This window comes from Frigoribacterium sp. NBH87 (genome assembly GCF_014217665.1).
GTDB classification, from domain to species: domain Bacteria; phylum Actinomycetota; class Actinomycetes; order Actinomycetales; family Microbacteriaceae; genus Frigoribacterium; species Frigoribacterium endophyticum.
This window is the reverse complement of the sequence record NZ_CP043650.1, coordinates 403,887-423,282: the sequence shown is the minus strand read 5'-3', so window position 1 is coordinate 423,282 and position 19,396 is coordinate 403,887. Positions and strand designations below refer to the sequence as shown.

Genomic DNA, 19,396 nt, shown 5'->3' with positions numbered 1-19,396 from the left:
TCTGCTCCGCGCTGGATTCCCGACACCGGAACGAACACCTCCCTGTCCTGATCTCCACATCGTTGTGAACGTGCGGCCGCAGCCGACGACGTCTCGGCAGGCGCATGTCCGCGCGGGTCCGCATCGACCCCGCGCAGTTCGCAACAAGAAGGGTCAACTTCCAGTGGCAGATCTGCAATGGGAATCCATCGACAACAAGGCCGTCGACACCGTCCGCGTGCTCGCGGCCGACGCCGTGGAGAAGGTCGGCAACGGCCACCCCGGCACGGCGATGAGCCTCGCGCCCGCCGCGTACCTCCTCTTCCAGAAGGTCATGCGTCGTGACCCGAGCGACAGCGAGTGGATCGGTCGCGACCGCTTCGTGCTCTCGGTGGGCCACAGCTCGCTGACCCAGTACGTGCAGTTCTACCTGGGCGGCTACGGCCTCGAGCTCGACGACCTCAAGGCGCTCCGCACCTGGGGCAGCAAGACCCCCGGCCACCCCGAGTACGGCCACACCGACGGCGTCGAGATCACGACCGGTCCCCTGGGCCAGGGCCTCGCCTCCGCCGTGGGCATGGCGTACGCCGCCCGCTTCGAGCGCGGCCTCTTCGACCCCGAGGCCGCCGTCGGCACCTCGCCGTTCGACCACTTCGTCTACGTCATCGCCGGTGACGGCGACCTGCAGGAGGGCGTCACCAGCGAGGCCTCCTCGCTCGCCGGCCACCAGCAGCTCGGCAACCTCGTCGTGATCTACGACAGCAACCAGATCTCCATCGAGGACGACACGAACATCGCCTTCACGGAGGACGTCCAGAAGCGCTACGAGGCCTACGACTGGCAGGTCCAGGTCGTCGACTGGAAGAAGACCGGCGAGTACGTCGAGGACGTCGCCGCCCTCTTCGAGGCGATCGAGGCCGCCAAGGCCGAGACGAGCAAGCCCTCGCTGATCGTCCTCAAGACCATCATCGGCTGGCCCTCGCCCAAGAAGCAGAACTCCGGCAAGATCCACGGCTCGGCGCTCGGCGCCGAGGAGCTCGCGGGCCTGAAGGAGGTCCTGGGCTTCGACCCGGAGAAGACCTTCGACGTCGACCCCGCCGTGCTCGAGCACACCCGCGGCGCCGTCGAGCGTGGCCAGGCGCAGCACGCCGAGTGGCGCACCTCCTTCGACGCGTGGGCCACGGCCAACCCCGAGAAGAAGGTCCTCCTCGACCGCGTCCTCACGGGCGAGCTGCCCGAGGGGCTCGACGAGGCCCTCCCGGTCTTCCCCGCCGACAAGGAGGTGTCGACGCGTGCCGCCTCCGGCAAGGTGATCAACGCCATCGCCGGCGTCGTCCCCGAGTTCTGGGGCGGCTCGGCCGACCTCGCCGAGTCGAACCTGACGACCATCGCGGGCGGCGGCTCGTTCGTCCCCACCGAGTGGTCCACCCACGAGTGGCAGGGCAACCCCTACGGCCGCGTCCTGCACTTCGGCATCCGCGAGCACGCCATGGGCTCGATCATGAACGGCATCGCCCTGCACGGCAACACGCGCGTGTTCGGCGGCACCTTCCTCATCTTCAGCGACTACATGCGCCCCGCCGTGCGTCTCGCCGCGCTGATGAAGTCGCCCGTCACCTACGTCTGGACCCACGACTCCGTGGCCCTCGGCGAGGACGGCCCGACCCACCAGCCGATCGAGCAGCTCGCCGCCCTCCGCGCGATCCCCGACTTCGACGTGGTCCGCCCCGCCGACGCCAACGAGACCGCGTGGGCCTGGAAGACCATCCTCGACCGCCACAGCGGCCCCGCCGGCCTGGCGCTGAGCCGTCAGAACCTGCCGGTCTTCGAGCGCGGCACCGGCGACGCGGAGGGCGAGACCTTCGCCTCCGCCGCCAACGTCGCCAAGGGCGCCTACGTGCTCGCCGAGGCCCCGGGCGGCACGCCCGACGTGATCCTCATCGCGACCGGCTCCGAGGTCCAGATCGCCGTCGAGGCCCGTGAGGTCCTCCGTGGCGAGGGCGTGAACGCCCGCGTCGTCTCGGCTCCGAGCCTCGAGTGGTTCGACGAGCAGGACGCCGCGTACAAGGAGGCCGTGCTCCCCGCGGCCGTCAAGGCCCGCGTCTCGATCGAGGCCGGTGTGGCCATGCCGTGGCGCGGCATCGTCGGCGACGCCGGTCGCAGCGTGTCGATCGAGCACTTCGGTGCCTCGGCCGACTACAAGACGCTCTACCGCGAGTTCGGCATCACCACCGAAGCCGCCGTCGCCGCCGCCAAGGACTCGCTGGCCGCTCTCTGAGCGCCGGCAGAAAAGAGAAGAACGACATGACCGATTCGAACACCGCACAGCTCTCCGCCGCCGGCGTCAGCATCTGGCTCGACGACCTCTCGCGTGAGCGCATCAACTCGGGCGGGCTGCAGAAGCTCATCGCCGAGCGCAACGTCGTGGGCGTCACGACCAACCCGACGATCTTCGCCTCGGCCCTCGCCAAGGGCGAGGCCTACGACGACCAGGTCGCCCTCCTCGCCAAGACCGGCGTCAGCGTGACCGACGCCGTCTTCGAGATCACGACGGACGACGTCACCCGCGCGAGCGACATCTTCCGCGAGATCTACGACACGACGAACGGCTTCGACGGCCGCGTGTCGATCGAGGTCGAGCCGGGCCTGGCCCACGACGCGAAGGGCACCGTCGATCAGGCGATCAAGCTCGCCGCCAAGGTCGGTCGCCCCAACGCGCTCATCAAGATCCCGGCGACCGTCGAGGGCCTCGAGGCCATCACCGCCGTCATCGCGCAGGGCATCAGCGTCAACGTCACGCTGATCTTCAGCCTCGAGCGCTACCGCGCCGTCATCAACGCCTACCTCACCGGTCTCGAGCAGGCCAAGGCCGCCGGCATCGACATCAGCGAGATCCACTCGGTGGCGTCCTTCTTCGTGTCGCGTGTCGACACCGAGATCGACAAGCGCCTCGACGCCGTCGGCACCGACGAGGCCACGGCCCTCAAGGGCAAGGCGGGCGTCGCGAACGCCCAGCTGGCCTACGAGGTGTACACCCAGGCCTTCGCGACCGAGCGTGCCGCGGGCCTGCTCGCCGCCGGCGCCAACAAGCAGCGTCCGCTCTGGGCGTCGACCGGCGTCAAGGACCCGGCCGTCCTCGACACCACCTACGTCGTCGAGCTCGTCGCGCAGGACGTCGTCAACACCATGCCGGAGAAGACGCTCGAGGCGACGTTCGACCACGGCGAGATCCGTGGCGACACGATCTCGTCGTCGTACGCCTCGGCGAACGAGGTCATGGACGCGATCGCGGCCCAGGGCGTCTCGTACGACGAGGTCACCGAGCTGCTCGAGAAGGAGGGCGTCGAGAAGTTCATCGTCTCCTGGAACGAGCTGCTAGACACCGTCAGCGCTGCCCTCGAGGCAGCCGTCCCGACGGCCGGCTCCGCCGAGTGACCATCTCGATCGCTGTCCGCGGCGACGCCGCGGCCGCGGTCGAGCGGATCGTCCCGCAGCTGGTCGGCGACCTCGTCGCCTCGGGCATCACGGCTCAGGTCCCCACCCTGTGGGGGCCCGAGGCGGAGCCCGAGGCGGCGCGGCGCCTCGGCTGGACCGAGGCCGTCGCCGTCTCGACGCCGCTCCTGGCCGAGATCGAGTCGCTCCGTGAGGAGCTCCGCGCTCGTGGTCTCGACCATGTCGTCCTCTCGGGCATGGGTGGCTCCTCCCTCGCTCCCGAGGTGATCGCCCGGACCGCGGGCGTCGAGCTCACGGTGGTCGACGCCACGGAACCGGGGCAGGTACGACGGGCCCTGGGCGATCGTCTCGACCGCACCGTCCTCGTGGTGTCGTCGAAGTCCGGCTCGACGGTGGAGACCGACGCGCACCTCCGTGCCTGGACCGCCGCGTTCGACGCGGCAGGCCTCGACGCTGCCGAGCGCATCGTCGTCGTCACCGACCCGGGGTCTCCCCTGGAGGCCCGGGCTCGCGAGGCCGGGCACCGCGTGTTCCTGGCCGACCCCACGGTGGGCGGTCGCTTCTCCGCCCTCACGGCCTTCGGCCTCGTCCCGGCCGGTCTCGCCGGCGCCGACGTCCGGTCGCTGCTGTCCGAGGCCGGTGCGGTCTCGGTCGAGCTGGCGCAGGACGACGAGACCAACCCGGGCCTCGTGCTCGGCGCGGTGCTCGCCGGCACCTCTCCCCTCCGCGACAAGATCGCGCTTGTCGCCGACGGGACGCACATCATCGGGCTCGCCGACTGGGCCGAGCAGCTCCTCGCCGAGTCGACGGGCAAGCGCGGGCGCGGCCTCCTCCCCGTCGTCGTCGGCCCTGGTGGTCGCGAGGTCCGGGGCGATCTCGCCGACGTCCAGATCATCCGCCTCGTGGCGGACGAGCTGGAGACCTTCGACGTGGCCGAGGGCGAGGTCGAGGTCTCCGCGTCGCTGGGCGGCCACTTCCTGCTCTGGCAGTACGCCGTCGCCGTCGCGGGTCGTCTCCTGGGCATCGACCCCTTCGACCAGCCCGACGTCGAGTCGGCGAAGGAGGCCACCCGGGAGCTGCTCACCGCTCGGCCCGAGACCGTGCCCCCCGCGTTCGTCTCGGGCGGCGTCGCCGTGCGTGCCTCGTCTGGGCTCGTCGTCGGTGGCTCGCTCGAGTCCGCCGTCGCCGCCCTGCTCGCGGAGCTGCCGGCGGACGGCTACGTCGCGATCCAGGCCTACGTCGACCGCCACGCGCACGCTGACCTGCTCGCGCTCCGCGAGTGGACCGCCGAGTGCGCCGAGCGGCCGACGACCTTCGGCTGGGGGCCCCGCTTCCTCCACTCGACGGGCCAGTACCACAAGGGCGGTCCGGCGACGGGGGTCTTCCTCCAGATCGTCCAGGGCACCGAGGACGACCTCGCCGTGCCCGGCGCGCCCTTCACCTTCGGCGAGCTCCTCCACGCGCAGGCGGCGGGGGACGCTGAGGTGCTGGCCGCCCACGGACGGCCGGTGCTCACCCTCACGGTCGACGACCCGTCGGCCCTGCTCCCCGCGCTGCGGGGCGCTCTCCGCTGACGGTGGGCGGGCGCCGCGGCGCCCGCCCACCCGTCAGCGGCACGCACACCACGATCACCAAGGAACGAGAGACAGATGTCACCGGTGGAGATCACGCCGGAGTCCAACCCGCTGAGGTTGCCCTCCGACCGCCGTCTGGCTCGCATCGCGGGCCCCAGCGGACTCATCATCTTCGGGGTCACGGGAGACCTCTCCCGCAAGAAGCTGATGCCCGCCGTCTACGACCTCGCCAACCGGGGCCTCCTGCCCCCGGGCTTCGCGCTGGTCGGCTTCGCACGTCGCGAATGGGAGGGCCAGGACTTCGAGCAGGTCGTCTACGAGGCTGTGAAGCAGTACGCGCGCACCCCCTTCGACGAGGACGTCTGGCGTCAGCTCAAGGAGGGGTTCCGCTTCGTCCAGGGCGTCTTCGACGACGCCGAGGCCTTCACGCGGCTCAAGGACACCATCGAGGAGCTCGACCGTGAGCGGGGCACGATGGGCAACCACGCGTTCTACCTGTCGATCCCGCCCAAGGCCTTCCCGATGGTCACGGAGCAGCTGCGCAACTCCGGCCTGGCGGAGGAGAAGGACGGTGCCTGGCGCCGTGTCGTCATCGAGAAGCCCTTCGGCAGCGACCTCAGGACCGCCCGCGAGCTGAACGCCGTCGTCGAGAGCGTCTTCGACCCCGACTCGGTCTTCAGGATCGACCACTACCTGGGCAAGGAGACGGTGCAGAACCTCCTGACCCTGCGCTTCGCCAACCAGATGTACGAGCCCCTCTGGAACTCGAACTACGTCGACCACGTGCAGATCACCATGGCCGAGGACATCGGCGTCGGCGGTCGGGCCGGCTACTACGACGGCATCGGCGCCGCGCGCGACGTCATCCAGAACCACCTCCTGCAGCTCCTCGCGCTCACCGCGATGGAGGAGCCCGTCACGTTCGAGGCCTCGCACCTCCGTGCCGAGAAGGAGAAGGTCCTCTCGGCCGTCCGCATCCCGGAGGACATCGCGGCCGGCACAGCGCGGGGCCAGTACTCCGGCGGATGGCAGGGCGGTGAGAAGGTCCTCGGCTTCCTCGACGAGGAGGGCATGAACCCCGAGAGCGTCACCGAGACCTTCGCGGCGGTCAAGCTCGAGATCGCGACCCGGCGGTGGGCGGGCGTGCCGTTCTACCTCCGGGCCGGGAAGCGCCTCGGCCGTCGCGTCACCGAGATCGCCGTCGTCTTCAAGCAGGTCCCCGAGAACATCTTCGGGACGCAGACCTCGCTCGGCCAGAACGCCCTCGTCATCCGCGTCCAGCCCGACGAGGGAGTGACCCTCCGCTTCGGCTCGAAGGTGCCCGGCATCGGGACCCAGGTGCGCGACGTCACGATGGACTTCGGCTACGGCCACGCGTTCACCGAGGCGAGCCCCGAAGCGTACGAGCGACTCATCCTCGACGTGCTGCTCGGCGATCCCCCGCTCTTCCCCCGTCACGAGGAGGTCGAGCTGTCCTGGCGCATCCTCGACCCGATCGAGGAGTTCTGGGCGACCCAGGGCCAGCCCGAGCAGTACCGCCCCGGCACCTGGGGCCCCCAGTCCGCCGATGACCTGATGGCCCGTGACGGCCGAACCTGGAGGCGTCCGTGATCGTCGACCTGCCCGACAGCACCATCAGCCGCGTCCAGAAGAAGCTGGTCAAGATCCGCGAGGAGGGCGGTGCGGTCGCTCTCGGCCGTGTGCTGACCCTCATCATCTCGACCCACCTCGGCGAGGAGGAAGAGGCCATCGAGGCGGCCAACGAGGCCTCCCGCGAGCACCCGATGCGCGTCATCGTCATCTCCACGTCCCGCGAGGAGACCACCGACGACGCGCGCCTCGACGCGCAGATCCGCGTGGGCGGCGACGCCGGGGCCAGCGAGGTCATCCTCCTGCGCGCCTACGGCGACACCGCGAGCGACGAGGAGGGCCTCGTGACGGGCCTCCTCCTGCCCGACGCGCCCGTCGTGGTGTGGTGGCCCCGTGAGCACCCGGACGTCGTGTCGGAGTCGGCGCTGGGGCGCATCGCGCAGCGGCGCATCACCGACGCGGCCAGCCAGCCCGACCCTCGACAGTCGATCATCGACCTCGGCGGCTCCTACGCCCCCGGCGACACGGACTTCGCCTGGACGCGGCTCACGCTGTGGCGCGCTCAGCTCGCCGCCGTGCTGGACCAGCCGCCCTACGAGCCCGTCATCGGAGTCCAGGTGAGCGGCGCGCCCGACTCCCCCTCGACCGTGCTGCTCGCGGCGTGGCTGCGCCTGCAGCTCCAGGTGACCGTCGAGGGCGACGAGACGATCGGCGCCACCGGCTCGAGCGGCATCCACGGCGTGCGTCTCGTCCGCGACTCCGGCGTCATCGAGCTGGAGCGCTCCGTCGTCGACGTGGCGACGCTGACACAGCCCGGCCAGCCGACGCACGACCTCTCGCTGCCACGCCGGTCGCTCCGTGACTGCCTCGCCGAGGAACTCCGTAGACTCGACGCCGACGACCTCTTCGGGAACGTCGTGAGGAACGGGGTCCGTCTGCTGGACGTCCCCGTCGAGAGCAACTAGGGCAGACTGACACTGTGACGAACGAACGCCGGGTGCTGGTTCACCCTGACAAGGAATCGCTGGGCGCCTCGGTGGCCGCGCGGTTCATCACCAAGATCATCGACGTGATCGAAGAGCAGAACTACGCCTCGGTCGTGGTCAGCGGAGGTTCGGTGAGCACCCTCGTGCTCGCCGCCATCAACGCGTCGCCGGCCCGCGACAGCGTCGACTGGTCGAAGGTCTCGATCTGGTGGGCCGACGAGCGGTGGGTCGAGGCGGGGCACCCCGACCGCAACGACCACCAGGCCGGCATCGACCTGCTCGACCACATCGGGCTGCTGCCCGAGAACGTGCACCGGTTCGCCGCCGTCGGCGACGCAGCCGACGTCGAGGCCGCCGCGGAGCTGTACCGCCGAGAGCTGCACGAGCACGCTCAGGCTGACGACCTCGCTCCGCGCTTCGACATCACCCTGCTCGGCGTCGGCCCCGACGGCCACGTCGCGTCGCTCTTCCCCGACGCACCGCAGGTGCGGATGACGGAGCCCACGGTCCTGGTCGTCGAGGACTCCCCCAAGCCCCCGCCCGTGCGGCTCACGCTGAGCCTGCCGGTCATCAACGAGTCGCAGCGCGTCTGGATGATCCTCGCCGGGGCCGAGAAGGCCTCGTCGCTGGGGCTCGCCCTCGCCGGCGCCGGCGCAGACCAGGTGCCCGTCGCCGGGGTCAAGGGCCGGAAGCGCACGGTCTTCTTCGTCGACCGCGACGCCGCCGCCGAGGTGCCCGAGAACCTCATCGCCTCCACGTACTGACACGGAACACGGCCGACGCCCCGTCCCTCCTCGCGGGGGGCGGGGCGTCGTTGCGTCCGCTCCTCGTCGGGGCGTGGCGCCCGCCGCCGGGGAGGCGCGGACCACGACGAAGCCCCCTGTCCGACGGGACAGGGGGCTTCGTCGTGGTGTCGCTGGTGGGTCAGGCCTTGCCGCGGCGGACGCGCAGCTGCTGCAGCGCCTCCTCGAGGAGCTGAGCGGCTTCCTCCTCGGTGCGACGCTCCTTCACGTAGGCGAGGTGCGTCTTGTAGGGCTCGAGCTTGGCGACGGTCGGCGGGTTCTCCTTGTCGCGACCGGCGGGCAGGCCCGTGGACGGCGAGTCGACGGTCTCGGGGATCTCGTCGTCGGGCACGTTGGCCGCGAAGTGACGGACGACCTCGTTGCCGAGGGCGTCCCAGTAGGAGATGGTGACCCGCTCGGCGTGGAAGCCTCGGTCCTGTTCGCCCATGGGGCCCGCACCGACGCGGGAGCCACGGATCGCGCTGCCGCCGGAGGCCATCAGCTCACCGCCGAGAACTTGGTGATGAGGCCGAGGACGACGATGCAGGTGATCCACACCAGGCCGAGGAACACGGTGATCCTGTTCAGGTTGCGCTCGGCGACGCCGGACGCCCCGAGGTTGCTCGTGACACCGCCGCCGAACATGTCGGAGAGACCGCCGCCGCGACCGCGGTGCAGCAGGATGAGCAGGGTCAGCAGGAGGCTCGTGATGCCGAGCAACACCTGCAGGATGACCTGGAGAATTTCCACGGAACGCCTTTCGATGCGGTGAGACCGTAGACGAGTATAACCGGAGCGTCGGGTCCGGCGGCTCGCCCGCGCGGGCGGGCTGCCGAACCCGACGTCCCGTCAGACGCCGACGTGCGAGCGGAAGCGGACGATGCTCGTGAACTCCGAGACGTCGAGGCTGGCTCCGCCGACCAGGGCGCCGTCGACGTCGGGCTCCCGCAGGAACGACGCGATGTTGGTCGACTTCACGGAGCCGCCGTAGAGGACGCGCGTCGAGGCGGCCCGGTCGGGGCCGGCGATCTCGACGAGCGCCTGGCGCAGGGCGGCGCAGACCTGCTGCGCCTGCTCGGGCGTCGCAGCCTGACCGGAGCCGATGGCCCAGACCGGCTCGTAGGCGACGACGATCTCGGAGTCGGCGGGGACCTCCGCCAGGGAGGCGCGGAGCTGGGCCACGGGGACCGCGCTCGGACCGTGCTCCTCCAGGTCGGCGGCGGTCTCGCCGACGCAGATCATCGGTACGAGGCCGTGGCGGTGGGCCGCCGCGACCTTGCTCGCGACGACGTCGTCGCCCTCGGCGTGGAGGGTGCGACGCTCCGAGTGCCCCACGAGCACGTACTGCACGTCGAGGGCCCGCAGGAACGCCCCGGAGATCTCGCCGGTGTAGGCGCCGGAGTCGTGGCTCGAGAGGTCCTGGGCGCCGAGGCCCAGCTCGAGCTTGTCGGCGTCGAGCAGCGTCTGCACGCTGCGGAGGTCGGTCGCGGGCGGGAAGACGACCGCCTCGACCGAGGAGAAGTCGTGCTTGGCGTCCTTCAGGCTCCAGGCGAGCTTCTGGACGAAGGCGATCGCCTGCAGGTGATCGAGGTTCATCTTCCAGTTGCCGGCGATGAGGGGCGTGCGCGTGGTCACCATCCGAGGACCTCCAGTCCGGGGAGCTTCTTGCCCTCGAGGAACTCGAGGCTGGCTCCACCACCGGTGGAGATGTGTCCGAACTGGTCGTCCGTGAAGCCGAGGGAGCGCACCGCGGAGGCGGAGTCGCCTCCGCCGACGACGGCCAGCCCGTCCACCTCCGTCAGCGCCTGCGCGACGACGCGGGTGCCCGTGGCGAAGGCGTCGAACTCGAAGACGCCCATGGGGCCGTTCCAGAAGACCGTCGACGACGAGGAGATGATCTCCGCGAAGGCCGCCGCGGTGTCGGGCCCGATGTCGAGCCCGAGGGCCTCCGGGCCGAGCTCGGACGACTCGATGCCGTCCACGGCGACCGTGGTGTGCTCGGCGTCGGCGGCGAAGGCCGAGGCGACGACGACGTCGGTGGGCAGCACGAGGCGGACCCCGCGCTCCTGCGCCTCGGCGACGTAGCCGCGGACGCGGTCGAGCTGGTCGGCCTCCAGGAGGCTCTTGCCGACCGGGTGCCCCTGGGCGGCCAGGAAGGTGAAGAGCATGCCGCCGCCGATGAGGAGCGAGTCGACGCGCGGCAGGAGGTGCTCGATCACGCCGAGCTTGTCGCTGACCTTCGAGCCTCCGAGGACGACGGCGTAGGGGCGATCGGGCTTCTCGGTCAGGCGCTCCAGGACCTCGAGCTCGGCGGAGATGAGCGTGCCCGCGGCGCTCGGCAGCAGCTGCGGGAGCTCGTAGACGCTGGCCTGCTCGCGGTGCACGACGCCGAAGCCGTCGGAGACGAAGACGTCGCCCAGCTGTGCGAGCTGCTCCGCGAACGCACGGCGCTCCCCCGCGTCCTTCGACGTCTCGGCGGCGCTGAAGCGGAGGTTCTCGAGGACGGTCACCTGACCGTCCTCGAGCTGGTCGACCGCGGCGGTGGCCTCGTCGCCGACCGTCTGGGCGACGAAGCCGACGCTCTTGCCGAGCAGCTCGCTGAGCCGCTGGGCCACGGGCCGGAGGCTGTACTTCTCGACCGGCTGACCGTCGGGTCGGCCCAGGTGGGAGATGACGACGACTCGCGCTCCCTGGTCGAGGAGCTGGTTCAGGGTCTGCAGCGACGCGCGGACGCGGCCGTCGTCGGTGATCTCGCCGTCCGCGAGGGGGACGTTGAGGTCGCACCGGACGATGACGCGCCTCCCGCCCAGGTCTCCGAGCTGATCGAGGGTACGGAGGGTCATTCTCGTTCTCTTCTCTGCGACGGAGGCGGTCAGGCTCGTGCCTGACCGCCTCCGGGGGGTTCGTGCTGGGGGTGTTCGCTGACCGGCTAGAGGCGGTCGGCCACGTACTCGGTGAGGTCGACGAGGCGGTTCGAGTAGCCCCACTCGTTGTCGTACCACGACGTGATCTTCACCATGTTGCCGATGACCTTCGTCAGGCCCGAGTCGTAGATCGACGAGTGCGGGTCGGTGGTGATGTCGCTGGAGACCAGCGGGTCCTCCGAGTAGGCCAGGATGCCCTTCAGCTCGCCCTCGGCAGCGGCCTTGTAGGCGGCGTTGATCTGCTCGACCGTGACGGGGGTCGAGGTCTCGAGGGTGACGTCGGTGATCGAGCCGGTCGGCACCGGGACCCGCAGCGCGTAGCCGTCGAGCTTGCCGGCGAGCTCGGGGATGACCAGGCCGATGGCCTTGGCCGCACCCGTCGAGGTGGGGACGATGTTGACGGCCGCGGCGCGGGCGCGACGCGGGTCCTTGTGGGGGCCGTCCTGGAGGTTCTGGTCGGCGGTGTACGCGTGCACCGTCGTCATCAGGCCGCGCTCGACGCCGAAGTTGTCGAGGAACACCTTCATCAGCGGCGCCAGGCTGTTCGTGGTGCAGGAGGCGTTCGAGATGATGTGGTGCGAGGCGGGGTCGTAGATGCCCTCGTTGACGCCCAGCACGATGGTCGCGTCGTCGCCCGTGGCGGGCGCGGAGATCAGGACCTTCTTGGCGCCGGCGGTGATGTGCTTGCGCGCGTCTTCTGCCTTGGTGAAGAAACCGGTCGACTCGATGACGATGTCGACGCCCAGCTCGCCCCAGGGGAGGTTCGCGGGGTCGCGCTCGGCGAGGACCTTGATCGGCTTGCCGTCGACGACGATCGAGTCGCCGTCGAGCTCGACCGTGGCGTCGAGGCGGCCCGTGATCGAGTCGAACTTGAGGAGGTGCGCGAGGGCCGCGTTGTCGGTGAGGTCGTTGACGGCGACGATCTCGATGTCGGCGCCCTTGGCGAGCGCTGCGCGGAAGTAGTTGCGGCCGATGCGACCGAAGCCGTTGATGCCGATCTTGACGGTCAAGGGAACTCCTGTTGATCAGGCGTCACGGGGACGCGTGGAGGGGGCGGGCGACCAGGCCCTCGGAGGGCTCTCAGACCAGTGCGGTCGGGGAGCCGGACCGTTTGTCACAGTACCAGCCGGGGGTGCGTGTGCGTCGTGATGAGACGTGCCCCGGCCGTGCCCCTAGCGGAGGTCGAGGTCGGAGGGCAGGCTGGCCTCCGTGCCGGCGACCCCGAGGTCGGAGGCCTTCTTGTCGGCCATGGCCAGGAGGCGACGGATGCGGCCGGCGACGGCGTCCTTCGTCATCGGCGGGTCGGCGTGGTGGCCGAGCTCGTCGAGGCTGGCGTCGCGGTGGGCGAGGCGCAGGCGGCCCGCGTAGGCGAGGTGCTCGGGGATGTCGTCGCCGAGGAGCTGCATGGCGCGCTCGACGCGGGCGCAAGCGGCTACGGCGGCCTCGGCGGAGCGCCGCAGGTTGGCGTCGTCGAAGTTGACCAGGCGGTTGGCGGTGGCACGCACCTCGCGGCGCTGGCGCATCTCCTCCCACTCCCCCACGCTCTTGTGGGCTCCCATGACGGCGAGCATGGCGCTGATCGCCTCGCCGTCACGGACGAGGACGCGGTGCACGCCCCGGACCTCGCGGGCCTTCGCGGGCACGCCGAGCCGACCCGCCGCGCCGACGAGGGCCATCGCGGCCTCGTTGCCGGGGCAGACCACCTCGAGCGAGGCGGAGCGCCCGGGGTCGGTCAACGACCCCTGGGCGAGGAAGGCTCCGCGCCAGATCGCGGCCAGGTCGTCGCGCGAACCCGTCGTCAGCCGGTTCGGCAGCCCGCGGACGGGACGACGACGCTGGTCCATCAGGCCGGTCTGCCGGGCGAGCGTCTCGCCCGCCTCGTGGACGCGCACGAGGTAGTGCGCCGTGCGCCGGGCACCGGAGGCCCCGATCATCGAGACGTCGCTCCGGGCGCCGTAGAGCTCGGCGAGGTCCTTGCGGACCCGTCGGGCGATGGCAGGGCTGTCGAGCTCGGCCTCCACCGCGATGCGCCCCGAGATGACGTGCAGCCCGCCGGCGAACCGCAGGATCGTCGCCACCTCGGCGGCGCGCACGGTCGTGCGGGTCACCTCGACCTTGGCGAGCTCTTCTTTGACGTCGGCGGTCTGTGCCACAGGTGCGGGTCCTTGTCTCTGTCGATGGTCGACGAGGCCACGGGGGCGTGCCTCCGGGGCTCGGTCGTCGAGGGGTGTCGGGCTGGTGGCGACGCCGTCAGGTCGGACGGACGGCCGGTGCCCGTCGGTGCGGACGCCGGCTCACTCACGACCGAGGTCGCGGTGCTTCACGCTGACGGCGACGCCGGGGAGGTCACGCAGGATCGCAGCCAGTTCGCCCACGAGGGTGACCGATCGGTGCTTGCCGCCCGTGCAGCCAATGGCGATCGTAGCGTGTCTCTTGTTCTCGCGCTGATAGCCGGCGAGCACCGGGCGGAGGGCCGCCGCGAAGGAGTCGACGAACTCGCGGGCGCCGTCCTGCGCCATCACGTAGCTCGTGACCGGCTCGTCGAGACCGTTCTGCGAGCGGAGCTCGGGCACCCAGAACGGGTTGGGGAGGAATCGCGCGTCGCCCACGCTGTCGGCGTCCGCGGGCAGGCCGTACTTGAAGCCGAAGCTGAGGACGGTCACCTGCACGCCGGGTCGCTCGGACTCAGCGAAGCGCTCCGTCACGGCCGTCGCGAGCTGGTGGATGTTGAGCTCGGACGTGTCGATGATCACGTCGCTCGTCTCCCGCAGCTCCTCCATCCGGGCCCGCTCGGCGAGGATCCCGTCCAGCAGCGTGCCGTCGCCCTGGAGCGGGTGCGGCCGGCGGACCTGCTCGAACCGACGCACGAGCACGGCGTCGGTCGCGTCGAGGAAGAGGACCCGCACCTTGCTGGGCATGCTCTCGCGGAGCGTGCGCACCGCCTCCTGGGCCTCGGAGAAGAGGCGCCCGCCCCGGACGTCGACGACGGCGGCGATCTTCGGGAGGGAGTCCCCCGCACGCTCGGCGAGGTCGAGCAGCGGTCGGAGCATCTGGGCGGGCAGGTTGTCGACGACGTACCAGCCCAGGTCCTCCAGGGCGTTGCCGACGGTCGAGCGACCGGCCCCGGACATGCCGGAGACGATGAGGACCTCTTGCTGTTCTGACGCGTCGCTCATGGGGAGGTGACCTTCGATCGTGTCGGCACGGGGTGGGTGTGATCCTAGACGGCCGCGGTGGCCTGGTCCGGCTCGGGGCGGGCGTCGTCCGCCTCGGCGACCTCGGCGTCGCTCGTCGACCCGAGCCGCCCGACGACGGCCGCCGCGAGGGTCGGGCCGATCCCCCGGATGGACGAGATCTCCTCCACGTCGGCCTGCTTGAGCCGCTTGACGGAGCCGAAGTGCTTGAGCAGCCCCGCCACGCGAGCGGGCCCGAGGCCGGGGATCTCCGCGAGCTGCGTCGCGACGTCGCGCTTCCGTCGCTGGCGCTGGAACGTGATGGCGAACCGGTGCGCCTCGTCCCGGATGCGCTGGATGAGGAACAGGGCGTCGGAGTTGCGGGGCAGGATGACGGGGAAGTCGTCGTCGGGCAGCCAGATCTCCTCGAGCCGCTTCGCGATGCCGCAGAGGGCGATGTCGGTCACGCCGGCGTCGTCCAGGGCACGGCGAGCGGCGGCCACCTGGGGCTGGCCACCGTCGACGATGAGGAGGTTCGGACGGTAGGCGAAGCGCTTGCGCTGCTCGCCGACCTCCTCCACCGGGGCGAGCTCGTCGTCGAGGCGGGCCAGCCGACGGCTGAGCGTCTGGTAGATCGACTCGGTGTCGTCGGTGGACTGCGGGATGCTGAAGCGGCGGTACTGGTCCTTCCGCGGGAGGCCGTCCTCGAAGACCACCATCGACGCGACGATGTTGGTGCCCGAGAGGTGCGAGACGTCGTAGCACTCCATCCGCAGCGGCGCCTCGGTCATGCCCAGCGCCTCCTGGATGTCCGCCAGGGCGGTCGACCTCGTGGCGAAGTCGGCGCTCCGTCGCGTCTTGTACAGCATCAGCGACTGCTGCGCGTTGAGCATGGCCGTCTGCATGAGCGCGGCCTTCTCCCCCCGCTGGGCCGACCGCACCTGCACGCGCCCTCGGCCCCGGACGTCGCCCAGCACGGCCTCGAGGGCCTCGACGTCGTCGGGCACGGCGCTGACGACGATCTCGCGGGGCACCTCGGCTCCGGCCGGGTAGCTGCCCTGGAGGACCTGCTCGACGAGGTCGCCGGAGGAGATGTCGATCTCCTTGTCGACGACCCAGCCCCGCGAGCCCCGGATGCGGCCGCCGCGGACGGTGAAGAGCTGCACGGCGGCGGCGAGCTCGTCCTCCGCCAGGGCGTACAGGTCGAGGTCGGCGGAGTCGCGGAGCACGACGGCGGACTTGTCGAGCACGGCCTCGAGGGCCTGCACCTGGTCGCGGTACCGGGCGGCGTCCTCGTAGCGCTGCTCGAGGGCCGCGGTCTTCATCGCCTTCTGCTTCTCGGCGATGACGCGCTTGTCGTAGCTGCCCATGAACTTGACGAACTCGTCGACGATGACCCGGTGCTCCTCGATCGAGACCCGGTGCGAGCACGGCCCACCACAGCGCCCGATCTGGCCCGGGAAGCAGGGCTTGCCGGTCTGCATGGCCTTCTTGTAGCTGCTGTCGGAGCAGGTGCGGATCGGGAAGACCTTGATCATCTGGTCGATGGTGTCGTGGACGGCCCAGATCTTGGGGTACGGGCCGAAGTACTTCGCGCCCCTGATCTTGGGGTTGCGCGTCACCATGACCCGCGGCGCCTCGTCGCCCAGGGTCACCGCCATGAACGGGTACGTCTTGTCGTCGCGGAACTTGACGTTGAACGGCGGGTCGAACTCCTTGATCCACGTGTACTCGAGCTGCAGCGCCTCGATGTCGCTGCCGACGACCGTCCACTCCACCGACCGCGCGGTGAGCACCATGCGCCGGGTGCGCTCGTGCAGGGTGGGCAGCGGCGCGAAGTAGTTGCTGAGACGAGCGCGGAGGTTCTTCGCCTTGCCCACGTAGAGGACGCGGCCGCGCTCGTCCCGCCAGCGGTAGACCCCGGGGTCGGTCGGGATCTCGCCCGCCGGGGGGCGCCAGGAGACGGTGTTGCTCATCGGGCCTCGACGGCCTCCCGGCGACGTGCGGCCGCTCCCTGGCGCCGCTTCGCGGCGGCGGGGCCGGGTGCGGCGTGGCCCTGCTCGAGGATCTCGGCGAGGAACACCCCCGTGTGGCTCTCCGGCACCGTCGCGAGGTGCTCCGGCGTGCCGGTGGCCAGCACGGAGCCGCCGCCCGCCCCGCCCTCGGGGCCCATGTCGATGAGCCAGTCGGCCGACTTGATCACGTCGAGGTTGTGCTCGATCGTGATGACGGTGTTGCCCTTCTCGACCAGGCCGTTGAGCACGAGGAGCAGCTTGCGGACGTCCTCGAAGTGGAGGCCGGTCGTCGGCTCGTCGAGCACGTAGACGCTGCGGCCGTTGGAGCGCTTCTGCAGCTCGGTGGCGAGCTTCACGCGCTGCGCCTCGCCGCCGCTGAGGGTCGTCGCGCTCTGGCCGAGGCGGACGTAGCCGAGGCCGACGTCGACGAGGGTCTTCATGTAGCGCGAGATCGCCGAGATGGGCTCGAAGAAGACCGCCGCCTCGCTGATCGGCATGTCGAGCACCTCGGAGATGTTCTTGCCCTTGTAGTGGACGGCGAGCGTGTCGCGGTTGTAGCGGGCACCGCCGCAGACCTCGCACGCGACGTACACGTCGGGCAGGAAGTTCATCTCGATCTTGATCGTGCCGTCGCCGGCGCAGTTCTCGCAGCGGCCGCCCTTGACGTTGAAGCTGAAGCGGCCCGGCAGGTAGCCCCGCGTCTTGGCCTCGACCGTCTCGGCGAAGAGGTTGCGGATGCGGTCGAAGACGCCCGTGTAGGTGGCCGGGTTCGACCGGGGGGTGCGACCGATGGGCGCCTGGTCGACGTGCACGACCTTGTCGAGGGCCTCGAGGCCCGTGACCCGGAGGTGCTTGCCGGGGATCTGGCGGGCGCCGTTGAGCTTGTTGGCCATGACCTTGTAGAGGATGTCGTTGACGAGCGTCGACTTGCCGGAGCCGCTGACGCCGGTGACCGCGACGAACGCGCCGAGCGGGAACTCGACGGTCACGTTCTTGAGGTTGTTCGCCTTGGCGCCCACGACCGTGATGACCCGGTCGGGGTCGACGGGGCGACGGCTCGTCGGCGTCTCGATCGAGCGGCGGCCGGAGAGGTAGTCGCCGGTGTACGACTCGCGGTTCTCGAGGAGGTCCTCGTAGCTGCCGGAGTGAACCACGTGGCCGCCGTTGACCCCGGCGCCCGGACCGATGTCGACCACCCAGTCGGCGGTCTTGATGGTGTCTTCGTCGTGCTCGACGACGATGAGCGTGTTGCCGAGGTCCTTCAGCTTGACGAGCGTGTCGATGAGCCGCCGGTTGTCGCGCTGGTGGAGGCCGATGCTGGGCTCGTCGAGGACGTAGAGCACGCCGGTGAGGCCTGAGCCGATCTGCGTCGCGAGCCGGATGCGCTGCGCCTCGCCGCCCGAGAGGGAGCCCGCCGAGCGGGCGAGGGAGAGGTACGTGAGGCCGACCTCGAGGAGGAACTCGAGCCGCACGCGGATCTCGCGGAGCACCTGGGCGGCGATCCGTGCCTCGCGCGGAGTCAGGGTGAGGCCGTTCATGAAGGCGAAGGCGTCGGCGAGGCTGAGGTCGGCGACGTCGGCGATGCTCTGGTCGGCCACGGTGACCGCCAGCACCTCCGGCTTGAGGCGCTTGCCGCCACAGACGGTGCACGGGATCTCGCGGAGGTACTCGGAGTAGCGCTGGCGCTGGCTGTCCGTCTCCGCCTCGGCGTACTTGCGCTCGATGTAGGGCATCACGCCCTCGAAGCCCGTCGAGTACTTCATCTCACGGCCGAAGCGGTTCTTCCACTTCACGGTGACCTCGAAGTCGTTGCCCTGGAGCACGGCCTCGCGGATGCGCTCGGGCAGGTCCTTCCAGGGCGTGCGCAGGCTGAAGTCGAGGTCGATCGCCAGGCCCTCGAGGAGCTTCTGGAAGTAGTTGTAGAGGCCCTTGCCCGAGTTGGTCCAGGGCAGGATGACGCCCTCGGCCAGGCTCAGCTCGGGGTCGCCCAGCACGAGGTCGGTGTCGACCGACATGCGGGTGCCGATGCCCGAGCACTCCGGGCAGGCCCCGAAGGGAGCGTTGAACGAGAAGGTGCGCGGCTCCACCTCGGTCAGCTGCACGGGGTGGCCGTTCGGGCAGGAGAGCTTCTCCGAGAAGGTGCGGTACTTGCCCGCCGCGCCCGCGTCGGTGTCGACGAAGTCGACCGTGACCAGGCCGTCGGTGAGGCGGAGGGCCGTCTCGAGCGAGTCGGTGAGGCGCGTCAGGCCCTCGGGCGAGGCGACGAGCCGGTCGACCACGACGGAGATGTCGTGCTTGACCTGCTTCTTGAGGGCGGGGGGCGCGGACAGCTGGACCTGCTCCCCGTCGACGATCGCGCGGGAGTAGCCCGCGGCCGCGAGCTCGGCGAAGAGGTCGACGAACTCGCCCTTCTTCTTCGAGACGACGGGGCTCAGGACCTGGAAGCGCGTGCCCGTCTCGAGGGTCATCAGCTGGTCGGCGATCTGCTGGACGGTCTGCCGGCTGATCTTCTCGCCGCAGACCGCGCAGTGCGCGATGCCGATGCGGGCCCAGAGCAGGCGCATGTAGTCGTAGATCTCGGTGATCGTGCCGACCGTGGACCTCGGGTTGCGGTTCGTCGACTTCTGGTCGATGGACACCGCGGGGCTGAGGCCCTCGATGAAGTCGACGTCGGGGCGGTCGACCTGGCCGAGGAACTGCCGGGCGTACGCCGAGAGGGACTCGACGTAGCGGCGCTGGCCCTCGGCGAAGATCGTGTCGAACGCGAGCGACGACTTGCCTGAGCCGGAGAGGCCGGTGAAGACCACGAGGCTGTCTCTCGGGATCTCGAGGTCGACGTTGTCGAGGTTGTGGACTCGGGCGCCGCGCACGCTGAGCACGGAGGAACCATCTACGGGAGAGATTGACACTCTTACCATTC

The 19,396-nt window shown here is 70.5% G+C and carries 15 protein-coding genes; 6 read left to right on the top strand and 9 right to left on the bottom strand.

The genetic code is table 11. The annotated features are described in order from the left end of the window. The first annotated feature begins 163 nt into the window (after positions 1-163). From tkt to pgl, 6 genes are all read left to right on the top strand, one after another. On the top strand, positions 164-2,257 hold the full coding sequence (gene tkt / locus F1C15_RS01975) for a transketolase (RefSeq protein WP_056054840.1): 2,094 nt from the start codon (positions 164-166) through the stop codon (positions 2,255-2,257). 26 nt (positions 2,258-2,283) lie between these two features. After that, positions 2,284-3,414: a transaldolase gene (gene tal / locus F1C15_RS01970; RefSeq protein WP_167259197.1), complete on the top strand. Its 1,131-nt coding sequence runs from the start codon at positions 2,284-2,286 to the stop codon at positions 3,412-3,414. Then, the gene (locus tag F1C15_RS01965; RefSeq protein ID WP_185232677.1) at positions 3,411-5,006 is read left to right on the top strand and encodes a glucose-6-phosphate isomerase; all 1,596 of its coding nucleotides are present in this window, start codon (positions 3,411-3,413) and stop codon (positions 5,004-5,006) included. The genes tal and F1C15_RS01965 overlap by 4 nt, the downstream gene beginning before the upstream one ends. A 75-nt stretch (positions 5,007-5,081) precedes the next feature. Continuing rightward, positions 5,082-6,617, top strand: a complete 1,536-nt coding sequence (zwf, locus tag F1C15_RS01960) for a glucose-6-phosphate dehydrogenase (RefSeq protein WP_056054834.1) — start codon at positions 5,082-5,084, stop codon at positions 6,615-6,617. Further along, positions 6,614-7,561: a glucose-6-phosphate dehydrogenase assembly protein OpcA gene (locus F1C15_RS01955; protein WP_185232675.1), complete on the top strand. Its 948-nt coding sequence runs from the start codon at positions 6,614-6,616 to the stop codon at positions 7,559-7,561. The genes zwf and F1C15_RS01955 overlap by 4 nt, the downstream gene beginning before the upstream one ends. Before the next feature lie 14 nt (positions 7,562-7,575). Beyond that, positions 7,576-8,346, top strand: a complete 771-nt coding sequence (gene pgl, locus F1C15_RS01950) for a 6-phosphogluconolactonase (protein WP_056054829.1) — start codon at positions 7,576-7,578, stop codon at positions 8,344-8,346. 160 nt (positions 8,347-8,506) lie between these two features. Here the strand turns inward: pgl and F1C15_RS01945 are convergent, their stop codons facing one another. The 9 genes from F1C15_RS01945 to uvrA form a co-directional block, all read right to left on the bottom strand. Continuing rightward, positions 8,507-8,863: an RNA polymerase-binding protein RbpA gene (locus F1C15_RS01945; protein WP_056054826.1), complete on the bottom strand. Its 357-nt coding sequence runs from the start codon at positions 8,861-8,863 to the stop codon at positions 8,507-8,509. Further along, a complete protein-coding gene (gene secG / locus F1C15_RS01940) occupies positions 8,863-9,114 on the bottom strand; it encodes a preprotein translocase subunit SecG (RefSeq protein WP_056054823.1) in 252 nt (83 codons plus the stop codon). The genes F1C15_RS01945 and secG overlap by 1 nt, the downstream gene beginning before the upstream one ends. Before the next feature lie 99 nt (positions 9,115-9,213). Continuing rightward, positions 9,214-10,002 (bottom strand): triose-phosphate isomerase, encoded by a 789-nt coding sequence (tpiA, locus tag F1C15_RS01935; protein ID WP_185232673.1) that lies wholly within the window; start codon positions 10,000-10,002, stop codon positions 9,214-9,216. Next, a complete protein-coding gene (gene pgk, locus F1C15_RS01930; RefSeq protein ID WP_185232671.1) occupies positions 9,996-11,207 on the bottom strand; it encodes a phosphoglycerate kinase in 1,212 nt (403 codons plus the stop codon). The genes tpiA and pgk overlap by 7 nt, the downstream gene beginning before the upstream one ends. A gap of 86 nt (positions 11,208-11,293) precedes the next feature. Continuing rightward, positions 11,294-12,298 carry a type I glyceraldehyde-3-phosphate dehydrogenase gene (gene gap / locus F1C15_RS01925; RefSeq protein WP_056054816.1) on the bottom strand — a complete coding sequence of 335 codons (1,005 nt, stop codon included), beginning with the start codon at positions 12,296-12,298 and terminating at the stop codon, positions 11,294-11,296. 162 nt (positions 12,299-12,460) lie between these two features. Beyond that, complete coding sequence (gene whiA, locus F1C15_RS01920; RefSeq protein WP_056054813.1) at positions 12,461-13,441, bottom strand: DNA-binding protein WhiA; 981 nt, start codon at positions 13,439-13,441, stop codon at positions 12,461-12,463. Positions 13,442-13,582: 141 nt separating this feature from the next. Further along, a complete protein-coding gene (gene rapZ / locus F1C15_RS01915; protein WP_056054810.1) occupies positions 13,583-14,464 on the bottom strand; it encodes an RNase adapter RapZ in 882 nt (293 codons plus the stop codon). Between the two features lie 44 nt (positions 14,465-14,508). Beyond that, positions 14,509-16,437 (bottom strand): excinuclease ABC subunit UvrC, encoded by a 1,929-nt coding sequence (gene uvrC / locus F1C15_RS01910; protein ID WP_185232669.1) that lies wholly within the window; start codon positions 16,435-16,437, stop codon positions 14,509-14,511. Then, the gene (uvrA, locus tag F1C15_RS01905; protein WP_156369928.1) at positions 16,434-19,394 is read right to left on the bottom strand and encodes an excinuclease ABC subunit UvrA; all 2,961 of its coding nucleotides are present in this window, start codon (positions 19,392-19,394) and stop codon (positions 16,434-16,436) included. The genes uvrC and uvrA overlap by 4 nt, the downstream gene beginning before the upstream one ends. Positions 19,395-19,396 lie beyond the last annotated feature (2 nt).

Excerpts from the sequence above, each read along its gene's own strand:
- tal (WP_167259197.1), top strand. The coding sequence starts at position 2,284 with ATGACCGATTCGAACACCGCACAGCTCTCCGCCGCCGGCGTCAGCATC.
- zwf (WP_056054834.1), top strand. The coding sequence starts at position 5,082 with ATGTCACCGGTGGAGATCACGCCGGAGTCCAACCCGCTGAGGTTGCCC.
- F1C15_RS01945 (WP_056054826.1), bottom strand. The coding sequence starts at position 8,863 with ATGGCCTCCGGCGGCAGCGCGATCCGTGGCTCCCGCGTCGGTGCGGGC.
- tpiA (WP_185232673.1), bottom strand. The coding sequence starts at position 10,002 with ATGGTGACCACGCGCACGCCCCTCATCGCCGGCAACTGGAAGATGAAC.
- pgk (WP_185232671.1), bottom strand. The coding sequence starts at position 11,207 with ATGACCCTCCGTACCCTCGATCAGCTCGGAGACCTGGGCGGGAGGCGC.
- rapZ (WP_056054810.1), bottom strand. The coding sequence starts at position 14,464 with ATGAGCGACGCGTCAGAACAGCAAGAGGTCCTCATCGTCTCCGGCATG.
- uvrC (WP_185232669.1), bottom strand. The coding sequence starts at position 16,437 with ATGAGCAACACCGTCTCCTGGCGCCCCCCGGCGGGCGAGATCCCGACC.
- uvrA (WP_156369928.1), bottom strand. The coding sequence starts at position 19,394 with ATGGTAAGAGTGTCAATCTCTCCCGTAGATGGTTCCTCCGTGCTCAGC.